Annotated in this window: 16 protein-coding genes; 15 read left to right on the top strand and 1 reads right to left on the bottom strand. The window is 42.5% G+C overall.

Annotation, left to right across the window (positions count from 1 at the left end):
• Window positions 1–199: 199 nt before the first annotated feature.
• From B5771_RS09640 to B5771_RS09570, 15 genes are all read left to right on the top strand, one after another.
• Complete coding sequence (locus B5771_RS09640) at window positions 200–1,198, top strand: tripartite tricarboxylate transporter substrate binding protein (RefSeq protein WP_088187331.1); 999 nt, start codon at window positions 200–202, stop codon at window positions 1,196–1,198.
• 96 nt (window positions 1,199–1,294) lie between these two features.
• Window positions 1,295–1,777, top strand: coding sequence for a tripartite tricarboxylate transporter TctB family protein (locus B5771_RS09635; RefSeq protein WP_172408223.1), 483 nt, complete (start codon window positions 1,295–1,297; stop codon window positions 1,775–1,777).
• Between the two features lie 24 nt (window positions 1,778–1,801).
• Window positions 1,802–3,295: a tripartite tricarboxylate transporter permease gene (locus B5771_RS09630; RefSeq protein WP_088187329.1), complete on the top strand. Its 1,494-nt coding sequence runs from the start codon at window positions 1,802–1,804 to the stop codon at window positions 3,293–3,295.
• 94 nt (window positions 3,296–3,389) lie between these two features.
• The gene (locus tag B5771_RS09625) at window positions 3,390–4,907 is read left to right on the top strand and encodes a sulfatase (protein WP_088187328.1); all 1,518 of its coding nucleotides are present in this window, start codon (window positions 3,390–3,392) and stop codon (window positions 4,905–4,907) included.
• Window positions 4,908–4,998: 91 nt separating this feature from the next.
• Window positions 4,999–6,510 carry a sulfatase gene (locus tag B5771_RS09620; protein ID WP_088187327.1) on the top strand — a complete coding sequence of 504 codons (1,512 nt, stop codon included), beginning with the start codon at window positions 4,999–5,001 and terminating at the stop codon, window positions 6,508–6,510.
• Window positions 6,511–6,526: 16 nt separating this feature from the next.
• Window positions 6,527–7,534 carry a thioredoxin domain-containing protein gene (locus tag B5771_RS09615; protein WP_088187326.1) on the top strand — a complete coding sequence of 336 codons (1,008 nt, stop codon included), beginning with the start codon at window positions 6,527–6,529 and terminating at the stop codon, window positions 7,532–7,534.
• Between the two features lie 82 nt (window positions 7,535–7,616).
• Window positions 7,617–8,036: a glycine cleavage system protein GcvH gene (gene gcvH / locus B5771_RS09610; protein WP_088187325.1), complete on the top strand. Its 420-nt coding sequence runs from the start codon at window positions 7,617–7,619 to the stop codon at window positions 8,034–8,036.
• A 255-nt stretch (window positions 8,037–8,291) separates the two neighbouring features.
• Window positions 8,292–9,563 carry a glucose-6-phosphate isomerase gene (locus B5771_RS09605; RefSeq protein ID WP_088187324.1) on the top strand — a complete coding sequence of 424 codons (1,272 nt, stop codon included), beginning with the start codon at window positions 8,292–8,294 and terminating at the stop codon, window positions 9,561–9,563.
• Between the two features lie 56 nt (window positions 9,564–9,619).
• Entirely contained in the window at window positions 9,620–10,555 is a 936-nt protein-coding gene (locus B5771_RS09600; RefSeq protein ID WP_088187323.1) for a triose-phosphate isomerase, read from the top strand.
• A gap of 33 nt (window positions 10,556–10,588) precedes the next feature.
• The gene (lpdA, locus tag B5771_RS09595) at window positions 10,589–11,965 is read left to right on the top strand and encodes a dihydrolipoyl dehydrogenase (protein ID WP_088187322.1); all 1,377 of its coding nucleotides are present in this window, start codon (window positions 10,589–10,591) and stop codon (window positions 11,963–11,965) included.
• A 24-nt stretch (window positions 11,966–11,989) separates the two neighbouring features.
• A complete protein-coding gene (locus B5771_RS09590) occupies window positions 11,990–13,429 on the top strand; it encodes a lactate racemase domain-containing protein (RefSeq protein WP_088187321.1) in 1,440 nt (479 codons plus the stop codon).
• 1 nt (window position 13,430) lies between these two features.
• Window positions 13,431–14,600: a class II fructose-bisphosphate aldolase gene (locus B5771_RS09585; RefSeq protein WP_088187320.1), complete on the top strand. Its 1,170-nt coding sequence runs from the start codon at window positions 13,431–13,433 to the stop codon at window positions 14,598–14,600.
• The gene (locus B5771_RS09580; protein WP_088187319.1) at window positions 14,593–15,765 is read left to right on the top strand and encodes a diphosphate--fructose-6-phosphate 1-phosphotransferase; all 1,173 of its coding nucleotides are present in this window, start codon (window positions 14,593–14,595) and stop codon (window positions 15,763–15,765) included. The genes B5771_RS09585 and B5771_RS09580 overlap by 8 nt, the downstream gene beginning before the upstream one ends.
• Window positions 15,766–16,010: 245 nt before the next feature.
• Window positions 16,011–17,729 carry a methyl-accepting chemotaxis protein gene (locus tag B5771_RS09575; protein WP_088187318.1) on the top strand — a complete coding sequence of 573 codons (1,719 nt, stop codon included), beginning with the start codon at window positions 16,011–16,013 and terminating at the stop codon, window positions 17,727–17,729.
• 156 nt (window positions 17,730–17,885) lie between these two features.
• Complete coding sequence (locus tag B5771_RS09570) at window positions 17,886–19,034, top strand: anaerobic sulfatase maturase (protein ID WP_088187317.1); 1,149 nt, start codon at window positions 17,886–17,888, stop codon at window positions 19,032–19,034.
• Between the two features lie 64 nt (window positions 19,035–19,098).
• Here the strand turns inward: B5771_RS09570 and B5771_RS09565 are convergent, their stop codons facing one another.
• On the bottom strand, window positions 19,099–19,944 hold the full coding sequence (locus tag B5771_RS09565; protein ID WP_088187316.1) for an aldose 1-epimerase family protein: 846 nt from the start codon (window positions 19,942–19,944) through the stop codon (window positions 19,099–19,101).
• Window positions 19,945–20,251: the final 307 nt, after the last annotated feature.

Raw genomic sequence — 20,251 nt, 5'->3', positions numbered from 1 at the left:
ATACCCAAATTCCCTGAATTAGGCATTCTATGCGTATTCTATCCGTGATGAGCTAGTTTGGTAAGTTAGGAATTCTATGAAAAAGCGAGAGATTCAAAGAAAATCATTAGATATTATAGGGAGGTGAGGTAAAGGAAAAAATTTATGATCTTATATTAAGTAGTTTGCTTAGAAAAATATAAAAAGGAGTTGTGTGTTGGTGAGATTTATTAAAAAGAGTGCACTTTTAGCCGGCTTACTTTCGGTATCTGTCCTCCTCTTAACAGCTTGTGGCTCTGCTCAGCAGTCAAATGGTTCCTCTCGAACAGCCAATGATACAAAGTTCCCAACGAAAGAAGTTAAAGTGTGGATTCCCATGGGCGCTGGCGGTACGATGGATTTAGCGGCCCGGGCAATGGGTCAGAAGTTTCAAGAGCTAACCGGCCAGCCTCTGATTGTTGAAAATGTTCCCGGTGGTTCTGGCGTGACAGGTACTACACAATTCATTAAAAATGCGCCTGATGGTTATAACATTTTTCTGTCAGCTAGCGGGCAGTTGAACCTGCGGCCATTATTACAAAAGGTTAGCTACCAATTCCCTAAAAATTTCACACCTATTATAGGTGTAGGCAGTAATGAAATGGTTCTTGCCGTTAAGAATGATGCGCCCTTTAAAAACTTCAGTGACATGGTTAAATATTATAAGGACAAGAATCAAGCTATCCGCGTCGGGAATACTGGGGTTAATACTGATGGATATCTTGCAGGTGCCCAGATTGGTCAATTGACAGGACTTAATGTTCGTTTGATGCCCTTTAACAGTAATAATGAAGAAATGACGAATTTACTTGGGGGACACATTGATTTATATATAGGTAACTTAGCTACAGCTTATAGTTCAATGAAAACAGGGACGGTAAAAATAATTGGTGCAGCGAACGACAAACGTTATGAGGATTTGCCGGATGTACCTACGCTCAAGGAGCAGGGAACTGACGTTTCAGGAGGATCATGGTTTGGCTTTTATGGTCCTGCTAACCTTCCCAAAGATATTACTGAAAAATTACAGGATGTTTTGAAGAAATCTATGCAATCAGATCAGTTTGTTAAATTTGCTAAGGATAATCAGTTAAGTATAAATATGACCTCTCCGGAAGAGATGACTAAGGCTCTTATCGATGGTGGGAACGAGTACGCCAAGTTAGTTAAGAAAAAGTAACTTTCTGATCTTAAATAACGTAATTGCATGGGTAAGGCGGTTATTGCTTTACCGCCTTACCCTCTCCTATAAAGTATGATTTAAGGAGTAATGGCTGTGGAAAAACATCAAACCGGTAACCTAATTGACAGTATCGCCACTATTCTTTTAGGTTTCATCATATGGTTTATGATACCATACCAGATTGTTATCCCATCGAGCCTAGCCCAGGTAGCAGTCAACCCGCAGCTTATACCGCGGATCCTGGCAGTGGTGTTGATCTTAGCAGGTGTTTTTCACTTGTTGTCCTGCTTTAGGCATAAGGAGAGAAGTATTGTCAATGAGGGAAAGCAGGAAGATGGTGCAATCATCAGGTTGTTATTAGGTATGATAGCAATCTTCGCTTATGTGGCCTTAATGCCGATTCTAGGGTTTGTCCTTGCTACAATTTTAGACATTTTATGCTTTATCTATCTGTTGGGACAGCCAAAATGGTATATCTCGCTGCCAGTGGCAGTTATTGCTTCTGTAATAATATGGGTTATCTTTTATCAATTACTGAATGTGCCATTACCTACCGGGTTTTTAGGTTTTATTTGATTTAGAAAGGAGGGACATTCATAAATGGAAGCAATAATGGGTAGTCTTCATTTACTTATTGATCCAAACGTCCTATTGTTTATGGTTTTAGGAGTTTTAGCAGGGCTTCTGATTGGTGTAATGCCGGGACTAACAGGTCCCATGGCTTTGGCCTTAGCGATTCCGTTAACGTTCTACATGGGAGCGCTTCAATCGATTTTGTTTCTGACATCGATTCATATGGGCGCGCTCTACGCGGGATCAATTACAGCAATAACGGTCAATACGCCGGGTAAAGCATCTGCAGCTGCGACAGCACTGGATGGTTATCCGCTTACTGTAAATGGACAGTCGCGTAAAGCCATACAGATGTCTGCTGTTGCAGCTCTTATCGGCTCCACGCTCTCAGCGATTTCTTTAATGTTCTTCGCCCCGTTATTGGGTAAAGTTGCCCTCGCTTTCGGACCTTCGGAATATTTTGCCCTTGGGTTATTTGGATTATCGGTGGTTGCTGCTGTAGCCGGTAAATCTTTGCCCAAAGCGGTCGCAGTCGCTGCTCTGGGGATTTTCATCTCAACAATTGGGTCTGATCCGCTCATGGGAACTGATCGCTTTATTTTTGGCATCAATGATTTATCTTCAGGCATTTCTCAGGTTCCTGCCTTAACCGGACTTTTTGCGGTGAGTGAAATCTTCAACCAATTGTATAAAAAGAAACATGTAAAAAAAGAAGCTCGCAATGTAGAAGGCGAAGGATTAACTTTGGTTGAAGTTAAGAAATCCTCTAAAACCTTAATTAAAAGTGGGATTATTGGCGTCATCGTTGGTGCTCTTCCCGGTACAGGATCCGTAATTGCATCCTTTCTAGGTTATAACGAAGCCGTTCGCTCATCGAAAACTCCCGAGAAATTTGGGAAAGGGGAATTAGAGGGTGTTGCTGCTGCTGAGTGTGCAGCAGTTGGTACGGAATCCGCAGCTTTGATCCCTCTTTTAACGTTTGGTGTTCCTGGAGATATTTCAGCGGCCATTTTATTGGGGGCATTTACTCTCCATGGTGTCCGAGTTGGACCGGAAATTTTTACGACGTTTCGGGATGTTACCTACGGTTTGTTTATCGGAATCTTTCTCATCCAGATGCTGGTGTTTGTTTTCGGGTGGTATGGTTCTGTATGGTTGGCCAAGATTGTCCGTATTCCTAAACACTTCTTGTTTGCAGTAATCTCAGTGTTAGTTGTGTGCGGCTCCTTTGCACTGAACAATAACATGTTTGATGTCTGGATCACTTTAATCTTTGGCTTAATAGGTTTTATTCTGCAGCGCAGAGACTATCCGATTTCCCCACTCCTCTTGGGGCTCATACTGGGACCGATTATTGAACAAAATTTCTGTTTAGCGATGACCTCTACGGGTGCCAATCCAATTTTATTTCTTATCAGACCCATAACATTGGCTATTCTCGTTTTGGCTGCAATCACAATTGTGTTCTCCTATAAAACTCACAGAAAAATGCAAAAAAGAACTGCATCAAATGCAGCATAGCATTGAATACGACTTTATATTTCTTTTGCTCTTAATTTTAATAGAAGAAGTTTTGCCTCTAAGGCATTTTAAATAATTATATGAGGTGTAAGACATGAATGTAGTTTTTGTTATTTCAGACACTTTCCGCCGGGACAACCTTTCCTGTTATGGACCAACACCCGTTAAGACCCCCAATCTGGATCGATTAGCCGAAGAATCCTATGTCTTTGATAATGCTTATTTAGGATCGTTCCCTACGGTTCCTAATCGTCTCGATATCATGAATGGCCGCTTCAATTTTATTGATCATGAGTGGTGTCCGCTTCCTTCCGAAACTGTAACTCTGCAGCAAATTCTCAGTGCCTCTGGGGTCGTCACTCAAATGGTCATTGATAATCCACATCTCATAGAAAATGGATTTAATTATGAGCGCGGGTTTGACGGCTGGGAATGGATTCGTGGACATGAATCCGACCGTTGGAAAGTATTGCCTAAAGAGGTGACTTTACCTGCTCACCCCAGTAAATTAAACAATGCACATTTTGTCCTTCCAAACTATTTGCGCAATACCGCCTGGTGGAAATCTGAAGAAGACCACTTTGCAGCACGCTCGGTAACAGAGGCCTGTAATTGGCTGGAGGAAGGGCAGAACGCGGAAAAATTCTTCTTATATGTAGACCTCTTTGATCCCCATGAACCTTGGGATGCCCCCAAAGAATATGTGGATATGTATGATAAAGGATATGAAGGGGAAGAAGTCATTTATCCTTATAACGATTATTGGGAAAACATCATGTCGGAAGCTGAGTTAAATCACTGCCGAGCGCTTTATAGAGCAAAAGTTTCCATGGTTGATCACTGGATCGGTATTCTGCGTGAGAAAGTGAAAAAATTAGGGCTTGAAGAAGATACTGCTTTTGTCTTCACAAGCGATCACGGTTATCTTTTCGGTGAACACGGACAAATCGGTAAAGCTTTCAAACCGGAAAACGGGTATTATGAAGCTTGCCGCATGTATAACGAAATGCGCAGAATCCCCTTGATGATTCATTTGCCCGGTCAAAAGAAAAGTGAACGTATTGGTGCTTTAGTTCAATCACCTGACTTGATGCCGACCATTCTGGATTTGTGCGGTTTGGTGGCGTCCAAGTCCTTTGGGGGAAAGGCTAATATCCAAGCCTTGCAGTGCGGCATTTTCTATACGAAAGACTGGCGTTTTGAACCGGAATCTATCCACGGTAAGTCCTTGATGCCATTAATTCGCGGTGAGGTAGATAAATTAAGAGACTTTGTTGTTTGTTCCAATACCATCATTCATCACACACCGGTTGTATCGAAATGCGCCGTTGTGACAGAGGATGGCTGGTGCTTACACTATTCCGGTTATTATGATGAAGTGTTAAAGGAAAGCGTAAAAGTTAATAAGGTGTTAATCGAACTTCAACCTAGCAAAGGCAAAGTAGAACCGGAACTTTATTATCTTCCTGACGATCCTAATGAGGAACACAACTTAATTGAGGGTCATGAAGATTTGGCAAGAGAAATTCATGCTCGTTATGTTAAATGGCTTGAAGAGGTTGGAACACCAGAAGAACACCTTGCCGGCAGACGTAAGTTAGTATTGAAATAATCGCAAATGAATAGTTAATAAATCGAATTGTAACAGGTAAGGACTGTGAATTTGTACTTCTTTAAAATATAACAATAGTGAGGTAAAAAAGATGAATGTCATCTTAGTAATTTCCGATACTTTTCGGCGTGATAACCTTTCCTGCTATGGCCCGACGAAGGTTAAAACCCCAAACCTTGACCGTTTAGCTCAAAAGTCTTATGTATTCAATAATGCTTATTTGGGCTCATTTCCAACGATCCCCAATAGACTCGATATCATGAGCGGACGTTTTAATTTTATCGATAAGGAATGGTGTCCTCTTCCTTCAGAAACGGTGACCCTGCAACAGATATTAAGTGCGTCAGGTGTTACTACCCAAATGGTCGTTGATAATCCACATTTAATTGAAAATGGCTTTAATTACGAGCGTGGGTTCGATGGCTGGGAATGGATTCGGGGACAGGAGTCTGACCGCTGGAAATCGATGCCCCGAGATATAACCTTGCCGGCAGATCCAAATAAATTGAATAATTCCCATTTCGTTCTGCCAAACTACTTGCGCAATACGTCTTGGTGGAAATCGGAAGAAGACCGCTTTGCTGCCCGTTCAGTAACTAAGGCTTGTAATTGGCTGGAAGATGGACAAAATTTAGAGAAGTTCTTCTTATATGTCGACCTCTTCGATCCACATGAACCCTGGGATCCCCCGAAAGAATATGTTGAGATGTACGAAAAAGAATATGATGGCGAAGATGTCCTCTATCCCTGCTACGATTATTGGAAAAATTTCCTCTCGGAAGATGAGCTTAAGCATATACGAGCCCTGTATATGGCTGAAGTCACTATGGTTGACCATTGGGTCGGCAAGTTGATCGACAAGGTTGAAAAATTAGGCTTAGAAGAAGATACTGCCTTTATTTTCACAAGTGATCATGGATACCTTTTTGGTGAGCATGGTTTGATTGGTAAGTCCTTTAACCCAAAGAACGGTTTTTATGAAACTTGCCGCATGTATAGTGATATACGCCGTATTCCCTTGATGATCCATTTGCCGGGTCAAAAAACAGGTGAGCGTGTTGATGCTTTAGTTCAATCGCCGGATTTAATGCCAACAATTCTCGAAATGAATGGTTTAGTAGCAACGGATTCCTTTGGCGGAAAAACAAATATTCAAGCATTGCAATGTGGTATTTTCTATACTCAAGATTGGAAGTTTAATCCGGAATCAATTCACGGTAAATCGTTGATGCCTCTCCTACGGGGTGAAACTGAGAAAGTACGCGATATTACCGTAAGCTCTAACACAATTATCCATCACACTCCAATTGTCGCTAAGTGCGCCATTGTTACAGAGGATGGCTGGTGCTTGCATTATTCAGGTGCCTATGAGGATGAAATTAAAGAAAGTATTAAAGTTAATAAAAAGATGATTGCTCTTAAACCTCAATATGAACGGGTTGAACCAGCCTTATTCTATTTGCCCGATGACCCCAACGAAGAACATGATTTAATAAATGAGCATGAAGATCTAGCCAGGAAAATACACCAACGGTATGTCGAGTGGCTCGAAGAGGTAGGTACTCCGGAAACGCATCTTAAAGGACGACGTAAATTTAAGTAGGAAGGAGAGAGGGAACATGACCGATCGACCCATCTTGCAACCGGGGATTACTGCGCCTGAGTTTATCTTACAACCTATCAATCGTGAGCAAGAAGAGTCTGTAAGCTGTAACTCTTCGGAAGTAACGGTTCTTCTCTTTTTAGGATCAGAAATGACTGAGAGAACAGTTTCTCAGCTGACTGAGTATCAAAGCCGTCACAAGGACTATGCTGCTAAAAAAGCAAGACTCGTCGCTATTACAGATGCATCGTCTGAGGAAATGAAAAAAATCGCGGCCGAAAAACAGATTGAATTCCCTATCGTTGCTTCTGAGAAGTCTCGTGAAGTGGCAAGCAGTTATGGTGTCTTTGTAAATGAGCAGAGTTTGACAGCAGTCTTTGTAGTAGACCAGGAAGGTTTGATCCGCCGTGTCTTTGAGCACGATCCGGAGGAGGGATTACCCAACCCTGCCATGGTCCTTCGGGCCGTCAATAATCTTTCCAATTCGCCGAAGCCGCCGCTGCTGAGAAGCGATGACTGGCGCTTAGGTTCAGCAGATGCCCCTATCGTATTGATTGAGTACGGTGATTATCAATGCAGTCACTGCAAGGATCTCTTTAGTGTTGTCAAAGAGTTGATGCCTTCTTATGAGAATAAGATTCAGTTTATTTTCCGGCATTTTCCTATGCGTCACGCCCATCCCTTTGCGGTCATAGCAGCTCAGGCTGCTGAGGCCGCCGGCGCTCAAGGGAAGTTCTGGGAAATGCACCACCGTTTATTCGATGTGTTCGGTATAGACAATGCTTTGGAAGAGGAGAATCTTAAGCGTTATGCCCAAGAAATTGGACTTGACATGGACAAATTCAGCTCTGACTTAAAGAGCCCAGAAATGGAAAGTGCCGTTATGGATGAATATCGCGAGGCGACAAGACATAAAATCAAGTCCCCACCGACCTTGTTTGTAAACTATATCCTCTTTGACAGTTCCCACACGCTGGAAAACTTGCGGAATAAAATTGACGGACTTCTTGCTTGCTTAAATTAAAGCTGCGGTTAATATTGACAATTCGATGAAAATAAGGGCGGGCAACACCCGCCCTTAAAAAATAACGAAAGGATTTTAGATTGTGAGTGATAAGAAAGGTTTAGAAGAACTTACGTTGCTTGAAGATCTTCGCTATGACCAGGAGCATGCCTGGGCTCGAGTAAAAGGAGACAATGTCATAGTAGGGATTAGCGACTTTGCTCAAGATCAATTGGGTGATATCGTGTTTTTAGAGTTGCCTAATGTTGGTGAGGTCTTCGAAAAAGGCGATGTTTTTGGACAGGCAGAGTCGGTGAAATCTGTATCAGCTCTCTATGTGCCTATCGGCGGTGAAATTGTGGCAGTCAATGAAGAGTTGGCGGACTCTCCAGATACTGTTAATAAGCAGCCCTATGAAGCAGGTTGGATGGTCGAATTGAAACCTAATGACTTAAGTGAAATTGAAGAGTTATTAACTAAGGAAGATTACTTAAGCTATCTCAGAGATTCTGAAAGTATCTAATTTGTACTGGCTCCAATCAGAATAGGACCTGAAGAGTCAATTTAAGGTTGCTCCAGCAAAATCTTAACTTGTATTGCTACTGAAAAACCTTTCCTAGTTGAGGCTTTGCAATCTAAATATCAGCTTGGAAAGAGTGCTTTTATTATACCATACATTTGTTATGAATTTTCTATTAACAGTATAAGAGTTCTTAATTGCGGAAATCTTCCGGCCAGTAACTTTGGATAAACATAAACATGGTTCAGGAGGTTAAGAATGAACGTCAAGCTTGATTATTCACGAGTTAGTCAGTTTATTAGCCAACAGGAAATCATTGACTCAATAGAAAAACATCGCCCCTTGATTGAAAAGGTTCTTGAAGCCTCAACAGAAGATAAAGACAATTTAGGATGGGTTGATCTCGACCTCCTTGCCAATACGTCGTTGATCCAGCAAATTCAAGCGAAGGCCCGGGAGATACGGGAGAAGGCTGATGTATTTGTTCTAATCGGTGTTGGTGGCTCGAATCAGGGATCCAGAGCTGTCATCGAATCTCTGGGCGACAATAACGTAGAAATAATTTACGCCGGAAATAACTTATCTCCTCACCATATGAATCGAGTAATGGCTAAGCTTTCTGATAAATCTGTTTATATTAATGTTATCGCCAAAAATTTCGCTACTTTAGAACCGGGAATTACCTTTAGAGTGCTCAGAAACTATTTAGAGCAACGCTATGGAGAGGCGGAAGCTGCGAAGAGGATTATCGCAACGGCCTCTCTGAATAACAGTAGTTTGGAAGTTCTCGGAAAGGAGAAAGGCTATACATTATTGCCTTTCCCTCTTGATGTGGGAGGGAGGTTTTCTGTACTCTCTGCCGTAGGCCTTTTACCGATCGCCGTCGCCGGAATCAATATTACAGAATTATTGCAGGGTGCTAACGATATAAAAAGGGAAATTCAATCCCTTAGTCCTGAAGATAATCCAGCAGTACTGTATGGCGTTACAAGAAATAGTTTGCTTCAGAAGGGTTATAATCTTGAAATTCTGGCATTTTTTGAACCTCTGCTCTCTTATTTCTCTAAGTGGTGGATTCAACTTTTTGGTGAAAGTGAAGGGAAACATGGGAAGGGGATCTATCCAACAGCCTGTTCCTTTACAGAAGATTTACATTCATTAGGCCAATATATTCAAGAGGGCCAAAGAATGCTTTTTGAAACATTTCTTAACTTGGAGAATCAAGGGTCGTCTTTCAAGATACCTCATGAAGAAACAGATAACGATGGCTTTCAGTATATTGACAGCAAAGATTTTACATTTTTAAATAAAACGGCCTATGAGGCAACGGTAAAAGCCCATGTAGAAGGGGGAGTGCCCTGCCTGGTCCTTAATATACCTGAACTAACGGCTTATTATATGGGGCAGCTCTTTTACTTTTTTCAATATGCCTGCTATATCTCGGCGTCTCTGCTGGGAGTAGACCCCTTCAATCAGCCGGGTGTAGAGGCCTATAAAAATGTGATGTTTTCGTCTCTAAAAACCATTTAAAGCAAAACAAATTTAGGCAAAGAATAACGGAATTTTTTAGAATGAGGTGAAGTTCTATGACCGAGATATTTGTAAATCTTAAACGTTTCGATGTTCCCCGAGATATGGGCGGTGTCTGTAATTATCAAAACCCTAAGGAATGGATTGAATGGATCATTGAAACAAGTATCCAAAAAGGTTTGGGAACTTTACAAACTATTGAAGTAACTTTTCTGATTCCTGAAGGATTAATTATGTGCGCTCATGAAAAACTCTCATCATTTCCGGCAGAGACTATAAAAAACATTCATATCGGCTGTCAGGGAATCTACCGGGAGGATGTGACTAAAGGCGGAAACTTTGGGGCTTTTACTACCAATAGACCGGCTGCTGCTGTTCGAAACCTGGGATGCACTTGGACGATCATTGGTCATTCGGAAGAAGTTAAAGATAAATTGGAAATCATGGCACATTACGATCCAGAAGTATTGCAAGATCCGGAGAAAAGAAATAGAGCCAAAGGGGCTATCCATTCCATTATCCGGCATGAAGTCCTTTGTGCTTTGCGGGCCAATCTCAATGTGCTTTTGTGTTTGGGGGAAACAGCCGAAGAACGGGGGAGCGGTACTTCCGAGGAACAGCGAGGGAATGTTAAGAAGGTTTTAAGAAGACAAGTTGAAGAGACACTTCAAGATTTCAAAGCAGACGACATCACTAATAACCTGGTCTTAGCCTACGAGCCACTCTGGGCTATTGGACCGGGTAAAACTCCGCCTGAACCGGACTACATTGAGTTTGTTGCTTCTTATATTAAAGAAGTTTTTAAAGAACGTTATGGTTCAGAAGTAACTGTTGTTTATGGTGGAGGCCTTAAAGAAGAAAACGCTGCATCCATCGCCCAAGTCAAAGCTATTGGGGGAGGGCTTGTTGCGTTGACTCAATTTAAGGGAGAAATTGGTTTTTATCCTGATGATTTAGTGAAAATTATTAAGAACTATGAATCTGCAAATTGATTATTGAAAGAATCAATTAGACGGGAGGTAAGCATGAATCATTACGACGTGGCAATTATCGGCGCAGGCCCAGGGGGGTATGTGGCTGCTATCAGAGCGGCGCAGCTTGGCTTAAAGACCGTTGTTATTGAAAAGGAGCAGGTCGGCGGAACTTGCCTGAATGTAGGATGTATTCCAACAAAAACTCTAATTATGAATGCGGAAATCCTTCATCAAATTAAACATGCCGAGAAAAGGGGTCTGAAGGTTCCTAAACCGGAAGTTGATATGTTGGGAACTCAGAAAATGAAAAATCGAGTCATTAACCAATTGGTGAATGGCGTAGAATTACTCCTTAAAGGCAATGGCATTGACCTCGTCCGAGGGGAGGCTAAAGTCCTGTCAGAAACGATGCTGACGGTTTCTGATCAGGAGATTCATTTTAGTCACTTAATTATAGCTACGGGATCCTCCAATGTTATCCCGCCCATACTGGGACTCGATGAAGAAGGTATCTTAACATCTACAGAGCTTCTGGAACTGGATCATGTTCCCGAAAAACTGGTTATTATTGGCGGCGGAGTTATTGGTTGTGAACTGGCAACAATTTTCAGCAATTTCGGCAGCAAGGTTACCATTATTGAAATGCAGCCTTATCTTGTACCTTTGATGGATCAAGAGGTTTCAGCAACCTTAATGACAAGTTTTAAGTCAAGCGGAATTAAAGTCTTGACCAATTGTAAGGTTGAGGGCGTTCAGAAAGAAAATGAGAGTTTAAAAGTTACCGTTTCGGGAGCCAAAGAAGCTGTTATTGATGCAGATAAGGTCTTAGTAAGTGTTGGGCGAAAAGCAAACTTAAAGGGATTAGAAGCCTTAAATCTTGACTTAGAAAAGAACTACATCAAAGTCAACGATCAAATGGAAACGAGTCTTAAAAATATTTATGCTGTGGGCGATATTACCGGGAAAATTCAATTGGCTCACGTTGCCAGTGCTCAGGGAATTATTGCTGCTGAAACCATTGCCGGTAAAGAAGCTGCCATGTCCTATCGAGTCGTTCCCAGTTGTATCTACACAATTCCGGAAATTGGTTCTGTTGGCTTGACGGAGACACAGGCGAAAGACGTATATGAGGACGTTTTAGTCGGTAAGTTTTCCATGAGGGCCTGCGGCAAAGCGGCAGCCATGGGCGCCGCCACAGGTTTTGCCAAGCTGATCGCTGAACGGAAGAGCGGAAGAGTTGTAGGGGGACATATCATTGGACCCAATGCCACCGAAATTATTGGCCAGGTTGCCTTGCTCATGGAAAAGGGCGGAACCCTTGAGGATATAACTCGAACGATTCACGCTCATCCGACCATTAGTGAAACGATCTTAGAAGCAGCCCATGCGGCTCTTAATGAGCCGATACACATGCTGAAGACACAATAACGAAGGTTTACGGAGGTATATACAATGACGAAGTTTGCATTTGAATATGGTGAAGGATTAATGGAGGCTGAACTGCCGGATACAACGGATGTTTTCATTCCCGGAGAAACAGTTCAGGATCCGCCGGTTCTAGAGGATATCATCGAAACAACTCGACAATCGATTTTAAATCCAATAGGGATGGATCCTATCGCCAAACAAGTAACGAAGGGCTCCAAAGTTGTCATCGTTTTTCCGGATAGAGTTAAAGGCGGATTTCAAGAGACGTCTCATCGTAAAGTTTCTATTCCTATTATCATCGAGGAGTGTCTCAAGGCCGGAGTGGAGAAAAAAGATATTCAGCTCATCTGCAGCAACGGACTCCATCGCAAGAATACCAGGGAAGAAATTAAGCGCATTTTAGGCGAAAAGACCTTTAATGAATTTTGGTGGTCGAATCAAATTAAGAATCACGACAGCGAAAATTGGGATAATTTGGTTGATCTTGGCCGGGATGAGATGGGAAATCCTGTGATCATGAACAAAGAAGTCTATGAAGCGGATCTTGCGGTTCTTATTGGCCACGTCCTTGGCAATCCTTATGGAGGATATTCAGGAGGATATAAGCATTGTGCCACCGGCATTACTCACTGGAGATCCATCGCCTCTCACCATGTGCCCCATGTAATGCATCGGGATGATTTCACCCCGGTCAATAACCATAGCCTGATGCGCAGTAAGTTCGACTCCATTGGGCAGTATATGGAAAAATGTATGCAGAAAACATTCTTCACCTGTGATGCAGTTCTGGACACCTACCAGAGACAAATAGCCATTTTCACCGGTTATGCTAAGGAAATTCAACCCTTATCTTGGGAAATAGCCAATAAAAGGACCTATGTTCCTTGGGCCGAGAAAAAATATGACGTTGTCGTTTTCGGCATGCCGCAAAGCTTTCACTATGGCAATGGTATGGGAACAAACCCGATCTTGATGCTGCAGGCCATATCCGCCCAAATTATTCGGCATAAGAGAATCCTCAGCGATCATTGTGTTGTTATTTGCTCATCCATTTGTAACGGTTATTTCCATGATGAAGAATTTCCATCCTACCGGAGTGTCTATGACCTGTTCCAAAAAGATTATCACAATACCTTGCCTGATCTGGAGAAGTACGGCGAATATATGGCTATGAATAAGGAGTATACGGATAAATACCGCTTTAACTTTGGCTATCACCCTTATCATGCCTTTTCCATGATCTCCTGTGGCCATATTGCGGAAAAACATTGCTCGGCAATTTATATCGTCGGTGCTTATGAACCGGGGTATGCGCGGAGCATGGGCATGAAAACACGGGCTAGCTTTGAAGAGGCCCTCAAGGATGCGGAAAAATACGTGGGAGCTAACCCAAACATTCTGGCTCTGCCCAAAGCCTTTAAAACAGCCAGCGTTCACTTAGGAATGCGGAAAGGAGATTTTTAAAATGCCGCTAATACCGATGAGGCCCTTATTGGAAACCGTTCGCCAGTATGGGTTTGCTCAGGGAGCCTTCAATGTTAATAGTGTAGTCCAAGCTGAGGCCGTGATTGAAGTCCATGAAATGTTTCGCTCAGCTGCCATCCTGCAAGGAGCGGATCTTGCCAACGCCTTTATGGGCGGCAATGCTAATTTTATGAAAGGGACCCTGGAAGACAAGCGCAAAGGAGCCAAGCTCATCGGAGAGGCTGTCGCCAAGCTTGCTAAGAATTCTCCTATCCCTATCGTACTCCATTTGGATCATGGCAAAGATTTTGATTCGGTGAAGGCAGCCATCGAAGGGGGCTATACTTCTGTCATGATTGATGGCTCGCATCTTCCGTTTGAAGAGAATGTTGATCTGACCCGCGAGGTTGTTCAATATGCCCATGAACGGGGAGTTACCGTAGAAGGCGAACTTGGCGTGCTTTCAGGCGTCGAGGATGATGTTTTTTCTGAACATTCGACCTATACGAACCCTCTTAAAGCCGTTGAGTTTTTCCGGAGGACGGGGGTTGACTGCTTAGCTATTTCCTATGGGACGAAGCACGGGGCAGTCAAAGGAGACAATATCCAATTACGCAAAGAGATTGTCATCGCTACCATGGAGAACCTCAAGCACGAAGGAATTTTTGGGGTCTTGGTTTCCCACGGGTCCTCGGCAGTTCCTAGATATATAGTAGAAGAAATTAACCAGCTTGGCGGGAAATTGGCGCAGGCCAATGGCATACCTTCATCCGAACTGAAACCGGTCATTCGAGCGGGGATCGGTAAAATTAATGTGGACACAGATATACGCTTGGCAGTCACCAGGAATATACGTGAGTTAATCTATAATCTAACAAACCATGTAAAGGATCACATGATTCAAGCGATTCGTGAACGTTTGGAGCAAGCTCCGGAACAATTTGACCCCAGAGCGTATTTAACGCCTATACTGGAAAACTTTATAACCGGTGACGATCAAAAGGATCCTATACTGCAGGAGCTTATGGCCTGCATTAAAAACGGAGTTAAAGAAGTCGTAGGTACTCAAATCGTGGAGTTTGGTTCTGTCGGGTACGCACCTAAGGTAGAGGTTATCAGCTTAGAAGAAATGGCCGAACGATACCGTAAAGGAGGGGGCAGGATTGAGTAACACAAGTGGGGGCAACCTGCTGATTGTTCATGGCGGAGGCCCCACGGCTGTTATCAATGCTTCGTTGTACGGAGCCATAGAAGAAGCTAAAATTCACCGGGAAATCACGGGAATATACGGGGCTACCGGGGGAATAGAAGGGATTCTGAAAGAAGGGCTAATCGACTTAAGACAGCAACCGGACAGCAGTCTCAGGCGGCTTCCCTTCACCCCGGCTTCTGCCATTGGTACCTCCAGGACGCGGCTTAGTGAAACAGATTATGAAACTATTCTAGCTAACTTGTTGAAAAAGAAGATTAAATATCTTCTTTTTAACGGTGGAAACGGCTCTATGGATACCTGTGGAAAAATCTTTCGCCTGGCCCGGGAGCATGATATTCGTGTTCTAGGAATTCCAAAGACGGTGGATAATGATATCGCCGTAACAGATCATTCCCCGGGATTCGGCAGTGCAGCGAGATTTATCGCGGCAACTACAGCCGAAGTGGCGCAAGATGTTAAGTCAATGCCCATCCACGTTTGCATCATTGAAGCCATGGGAAGGAATGCCGGCTGGATTACAGCTGCCTCAGCGCTGGCGCAAAAAAAATCCGACGATGCCCCGCATCTTATTTATGTCCCGGAAAGAGCCTTCGACTCTGAAGCGTTTCTGGAGGATGTGCAAGAGCGGCATAAGGAGTACGGAGGAGTCGTCGTCGTCGTTAGTGAGGGAATAAAGGATAGTCAAGGCAATTCTGTAGTTCCGCCCCTAATGACCAAGGGCAGAGATGTTTATTTCGGGGATGTCGGCACTCATCTTGCCATGCTGGTAATCAAAGAGTTAGGCATCAAAGCGCGCAGTGAGAAGCCGGGGATTATAGGGAGAGCCTCCATAGCCTATCAGTCTTCCAGAGATCGTGAGGAAGCCATCCTTGCGGGAGCTTATTCAGTTCAAGCAGCCCTGCAAGGTGAGACAGGTAAAATGGTTGGCTTCAAACGTATTTCCAATCAGCCCTATCAATGTGAACCGATGTTAATACCTTTAGAGGAAGTTATGATGCATGAGAAGAAGTTACCGAATCAATATATTAACGAAAGAGGGAACGGTGTTACGCCTGAATTTATTGAATACTGCCGACCTCTAATCGGTGAACCTCTGTTGACATTTTCAAACTTATTATTTTAATTCATTTCTTGGGCAAAGGTTTCATCAATTTGTGGCAATAGCTGAATTATCTTTCCTTAAGTTAATAACAGATACATGAGATATCCAATACGTCATAATTTCATTTAGTAAATGATTTATAAAGCATTCCCTTTTGCCTTTGACTTGGTAACAGTCTAATAATCCTTTCACCCCCATAATTGCTTCCCGATAGAGTGAATTAATATATTGGTAATGCTCAAGTTGTACAATTTTGGAGGGATACTATGAAATGGTTTCGCCATTTAAATACAAGCGTAAAGATCATGTCCCTGGTCGTTTTAATGGCAGTATTCCTGGCAGCAGTGGGTTTCACGGGATATTATAATAATAAACTATCCAATAATACGATCGATATTTTATACCTGGACAAGCTCCACGCAATATCAGCAATTAAAGAAGCAAGAATGCTCGACCGTAACCTTGAAGGGCTTGATTATCAATTTTTGCTTGCTCAACTTGACCCGGAACAAGAAAAAAGGCTTCAAGACCAGTCAAATGACCTTGTAAAACAAATTGACCAGGCGATCGCTAAGTATCAAAATGCTCAACTAACGCCCTATGAAACTCATCTCTTGCCTATATTTAATAATGAGTGGAAGTCTTACTGTGATCAAAGACAGAAAGCGCTTCAAATTGCTCAAAAGGGTGATAAATGGCTGGCTTACCAATATTATGTGAGTAATGCAGATACCCTTTTAGGATCTTTGAACGATCATTTTCAGCTTTTGGCAGATTATAATGGTAAAACCGCTAAGCAGCTGATGGAGCAGGCGAAAAATGATTATCAAATTTCTACGCTGATAATAATAGGCATAACGTTGATCTCCGTTGTTTTAGCAATTTTTCTCGGCTTGTTAATTGGGAAAATGATTTCTGGTCCCCTTAAAAAAGTAGTTTCACAAGTCAATGAAATAGCAGACGGCAATCTGAACGTGGAAGAGGTTGGAATTGATTCGAAAGACGAAATCGGGTTGCTCGCTCAAGCGATTAACACGATGACTGTCAGCTTAAAGGAACTGATAGGGCAAGTAGCTCTGACCAGTGAACAGGTTGCTTCTTCCGCTGAAGAATTAAGTACCGGCGCTGAAGAAAGTTCTCAGGCTTCTGAACAAATTGCCTCAGCAATTGCTGAGGTCGCTAATGGGGTTGAAATACAGTCCGGGGCAGTTGACGATACCTCTACAGCGATTGAACGAATTTCCGTAAGTATTCAAGAAATGGCGACTACTGCGAGTAAAGTCGCTCAACGAATGTCTGATACATCAACATCTACAGAAGTGGGTCAAAAGGCTGTTGATGATGCAGTTGAACAGATGGGTGCGGTTGCTCAAAGTACATCTCTCGTTGGAGAGGCCATCCAAAAATTATCAACAAGCTCTCAGCAAATTAGTGATATTACAAATGTTATATCCGCCATCGCTGAACAAACTAATTTGTTAGCTCTGAATGCCGCCATTGAAGCCGCGCGGGCAGGTGAACAAGGTCGAGGCTTTGCTGTCGTTGCCGAGGAGGTTCGCAAATTAGCGGAGCAATCGGCTGAAGCGGCTACCAAAATAGCAACGCTTATCATTGAAAATCAAGTTAATATTCAGGAAGCAGTTCAAGCGATGGAACACGGAGCTAATGATGTGCAAAGGGGAATTGACGTAGTTAATAAATCAGGAGATGTTTTTGCAGAAATTGCTCAATCTGTTGCAGAAGTGGCCGCCCAGGCTCAAGAAATTTCGGCAACGACTCAACAAATTGCCGGTACTAGTCAGCAAGTGGTGGATTCTGTGCTAGAAATTGATGACATCAGTAAAAAGAATTCAGCTCATACCCAAACTGTTTCAGCGGCAACTGAGGAACAATCTGCATCGATTGAGCAAATTGCCTCAGCCAGCCAAAGCCTGGCAGCTTTGGCCGGGGAGTTACAGAATGCCATAAGTAAATTTCGATTATAAGGCCTGACCAACACTATAACCGAAGCTATAACAGTTACTCCTGACGGCTAATTGGAAGGGGAGTCTCGAATGACATCACCTCCTAGAGATAGCGTGACTAGGAGGTGAATTCAGATGCAGCTATATTAAAATGAAGAGCGCTTAAGGGGTTAGAGCATGGAAAAGCTAAGTCAAATCAACCAAACCAATCAATCCTTGACAGGAATTATGTGGAAAACAGTATCCGAGGCTTGTAATCTGGCCTGCAGTTATTGTTACTATAGTCGGACGAAGGGGAGAAAACCATCACATATCAAACGAGTTGACTCTGTTCTCCTTAAAAAGGTTATAAAAGAATATATGGGTTTGTCACGAGGAGAAGTTTCCTTTTCTTGGCAAGGCGGAGAACCGTTGCTTGCTGGTTTGGACTTTTTTGAAGAAGTGGTTTATTACCAAGCAAAGTATGCCCCGCCTAATACAATGATTAGTAATTCAGTGCAGACAAACGCTACGCTTTTAAATGCAGATTGGGCCCGCTTTCTCAAAAAATATAATTTTTTGGTAGGAGTTAGTCTCGATGGTCCAAAAGATATAAATGATTCTCATCGCGTAACAAGGTCCGGGGTGGGGAGTTATCTTCAAGTCATAAAAGGGATCGAGTATCTGCGTCGGGCTGATGTTGATTTTAATATTTTGACAGTCCTTCACGAGCATAACATTGGCCGAGTTGAAGAACTCTTTGCATTCTATAGGGAAGAAGGATTTAATTTCGTTCAATTCATACCTGGTATGGATTTTAAGGCGCAAGAAACAAGTAAAGCCCCAGGGTACTTAATTACTTCTGAAGAATATGGACGATTCTTATGCCGTGCCTTTGATTTATGGTTTAACAATGGCTTTCCCACTCTTTCGGTGAGGTTTTTCGATAATATTCTCAGAGTATATTTAGATCAAGAACCGGAAATTTGCATGCATCGTCAAATTTGTCCAACGACATTGATCTTGGAACAGAATGGCGACGCTTTTCCATGTGATTTTTACATGAGTGATGACTATAGAGTTGGCAATCTAAGAAAGGATTCCTTGGTGTCGATTTTAAAGAGCATTACTTACGAACACTTCCTTCAAAAAAAGGCATCGCTGCCATCAAAATGTCAAGGTTGTGAATTTCTGAAGTTTTGTCATGGAGGGTGTCCGCGCAGCAGGTTATGGAATCCAGGTACCAATGAGATCGATGGTGATTATTTTTGCTCCAGCTATAAACAAGTTTATCAGTATAGCAGGAATAGTATGCAGAATTTAGCAGACCGTCTCAGTCGATCGTAATAGTAGAAAGAGGATTCCTCAGGCTCTTCGCCATTTAGAATCCTCGGTAAAAAGTTGGAACTGACTATCCGACAATTATTTGGTATGCACATCTGAACTCCTGATTTGGCTGTAAAGAGAGTATACCTTCTTTCGCAGAAATCTCTTGACTTTCCCCTGGCCTGTCAGTGATCCCGTACCATGGCTCAATACAAATAAAGGGTGCTCCTTCCGGTTTACTCCAGATTCCAAGGTAAGGGAACCCTTCAAAACGAAGGGTTAGTGTTCGGCCTGTTTTTCGGCTTCTTAGAGTGACAAACTGGGATTGCGGATTTTTAAAGGTTAGAACACCTTTGCTGAAGATATCATGTTTGAGCTGTAAAATGTTATCACTTGGTAAATGCAATTCTTCCTGCCCTTTGATAAAGTATCTTTCGGCTTTTTCAAAAGCTAACTCGCAGTCATTAAACATCTCTTCGGAAGAAAATGGGCAGTTAAAACCAGGATGTGCCCCAAGCGAAAAATAGAGCTCTTTATCATCCACGTTTTCTACAGTATACGCTATATCTACACCATTACCTTTTAGGGTATATGTAATTTCCAGTTCGAATTTAAAAGGAAATCTGGCAAGAGTAGTAATGTCATAGCCTAGATGGTATATTACATGGCTTTGAGAGATATCAATCTCATTAAATTCCATGTCTCTGGCGAATCCGTGGATGGGAAGTGAATAGGCATTACCCTTAACGTAATATTTGTCATTAGCTAATTTTCCGACGATAGGAAAACAGATGGGTGCATGCCAAGGCCAGTATTTTGGGTCTCCTTGCCAAATATACTCCGTGCTATCTTGTTTTGAGATTAGGCTTTGAATTTCTGCTCCCTTTGGTTCTACGATAACAGAAATAAACTCATTTTCTAATTTTGACATAAATTCACTTCCTTATTATAGTAGGACTTTATACGTTATCAGTATTGTAAATTCATGGTCATCTGGTTAATGCCAGTATAGTGTCGCGAAAATCTATTGTCAATGTTAAGAACTAAGTTGATTTTTCCGCCAAGTGAATTTGTTCAGCTGGGGAATCTATCCCACCTGAAGTTAACGAAGGCTTCCCCACTTAAGAAGTGGAGGGCTTAAAAACTGGATAAATATATAGCTAACATTCATGGCAATTAACTCAATGTCGCTAAAGCTTCGCCATATTAGCTGGAGAACTGCAAATTTTCAATGAGTC

Origin of the sequence: Desulfosporosinus sp. FKA (assembly GCF_002196785.1) — a bacterium.
Classification (GTDB): Bacteria; Bacillota; Desulfitobacteriia; order Desulfitobacteriales; family Desulfitobacteriaceae; genus Desulfosporosinus; species Desulfosporosinus acididurans.
Note: the sequence above shows the minus strand (reverse complement) of the source record. Positions and strands in the feature narration are given on the sequence as shown.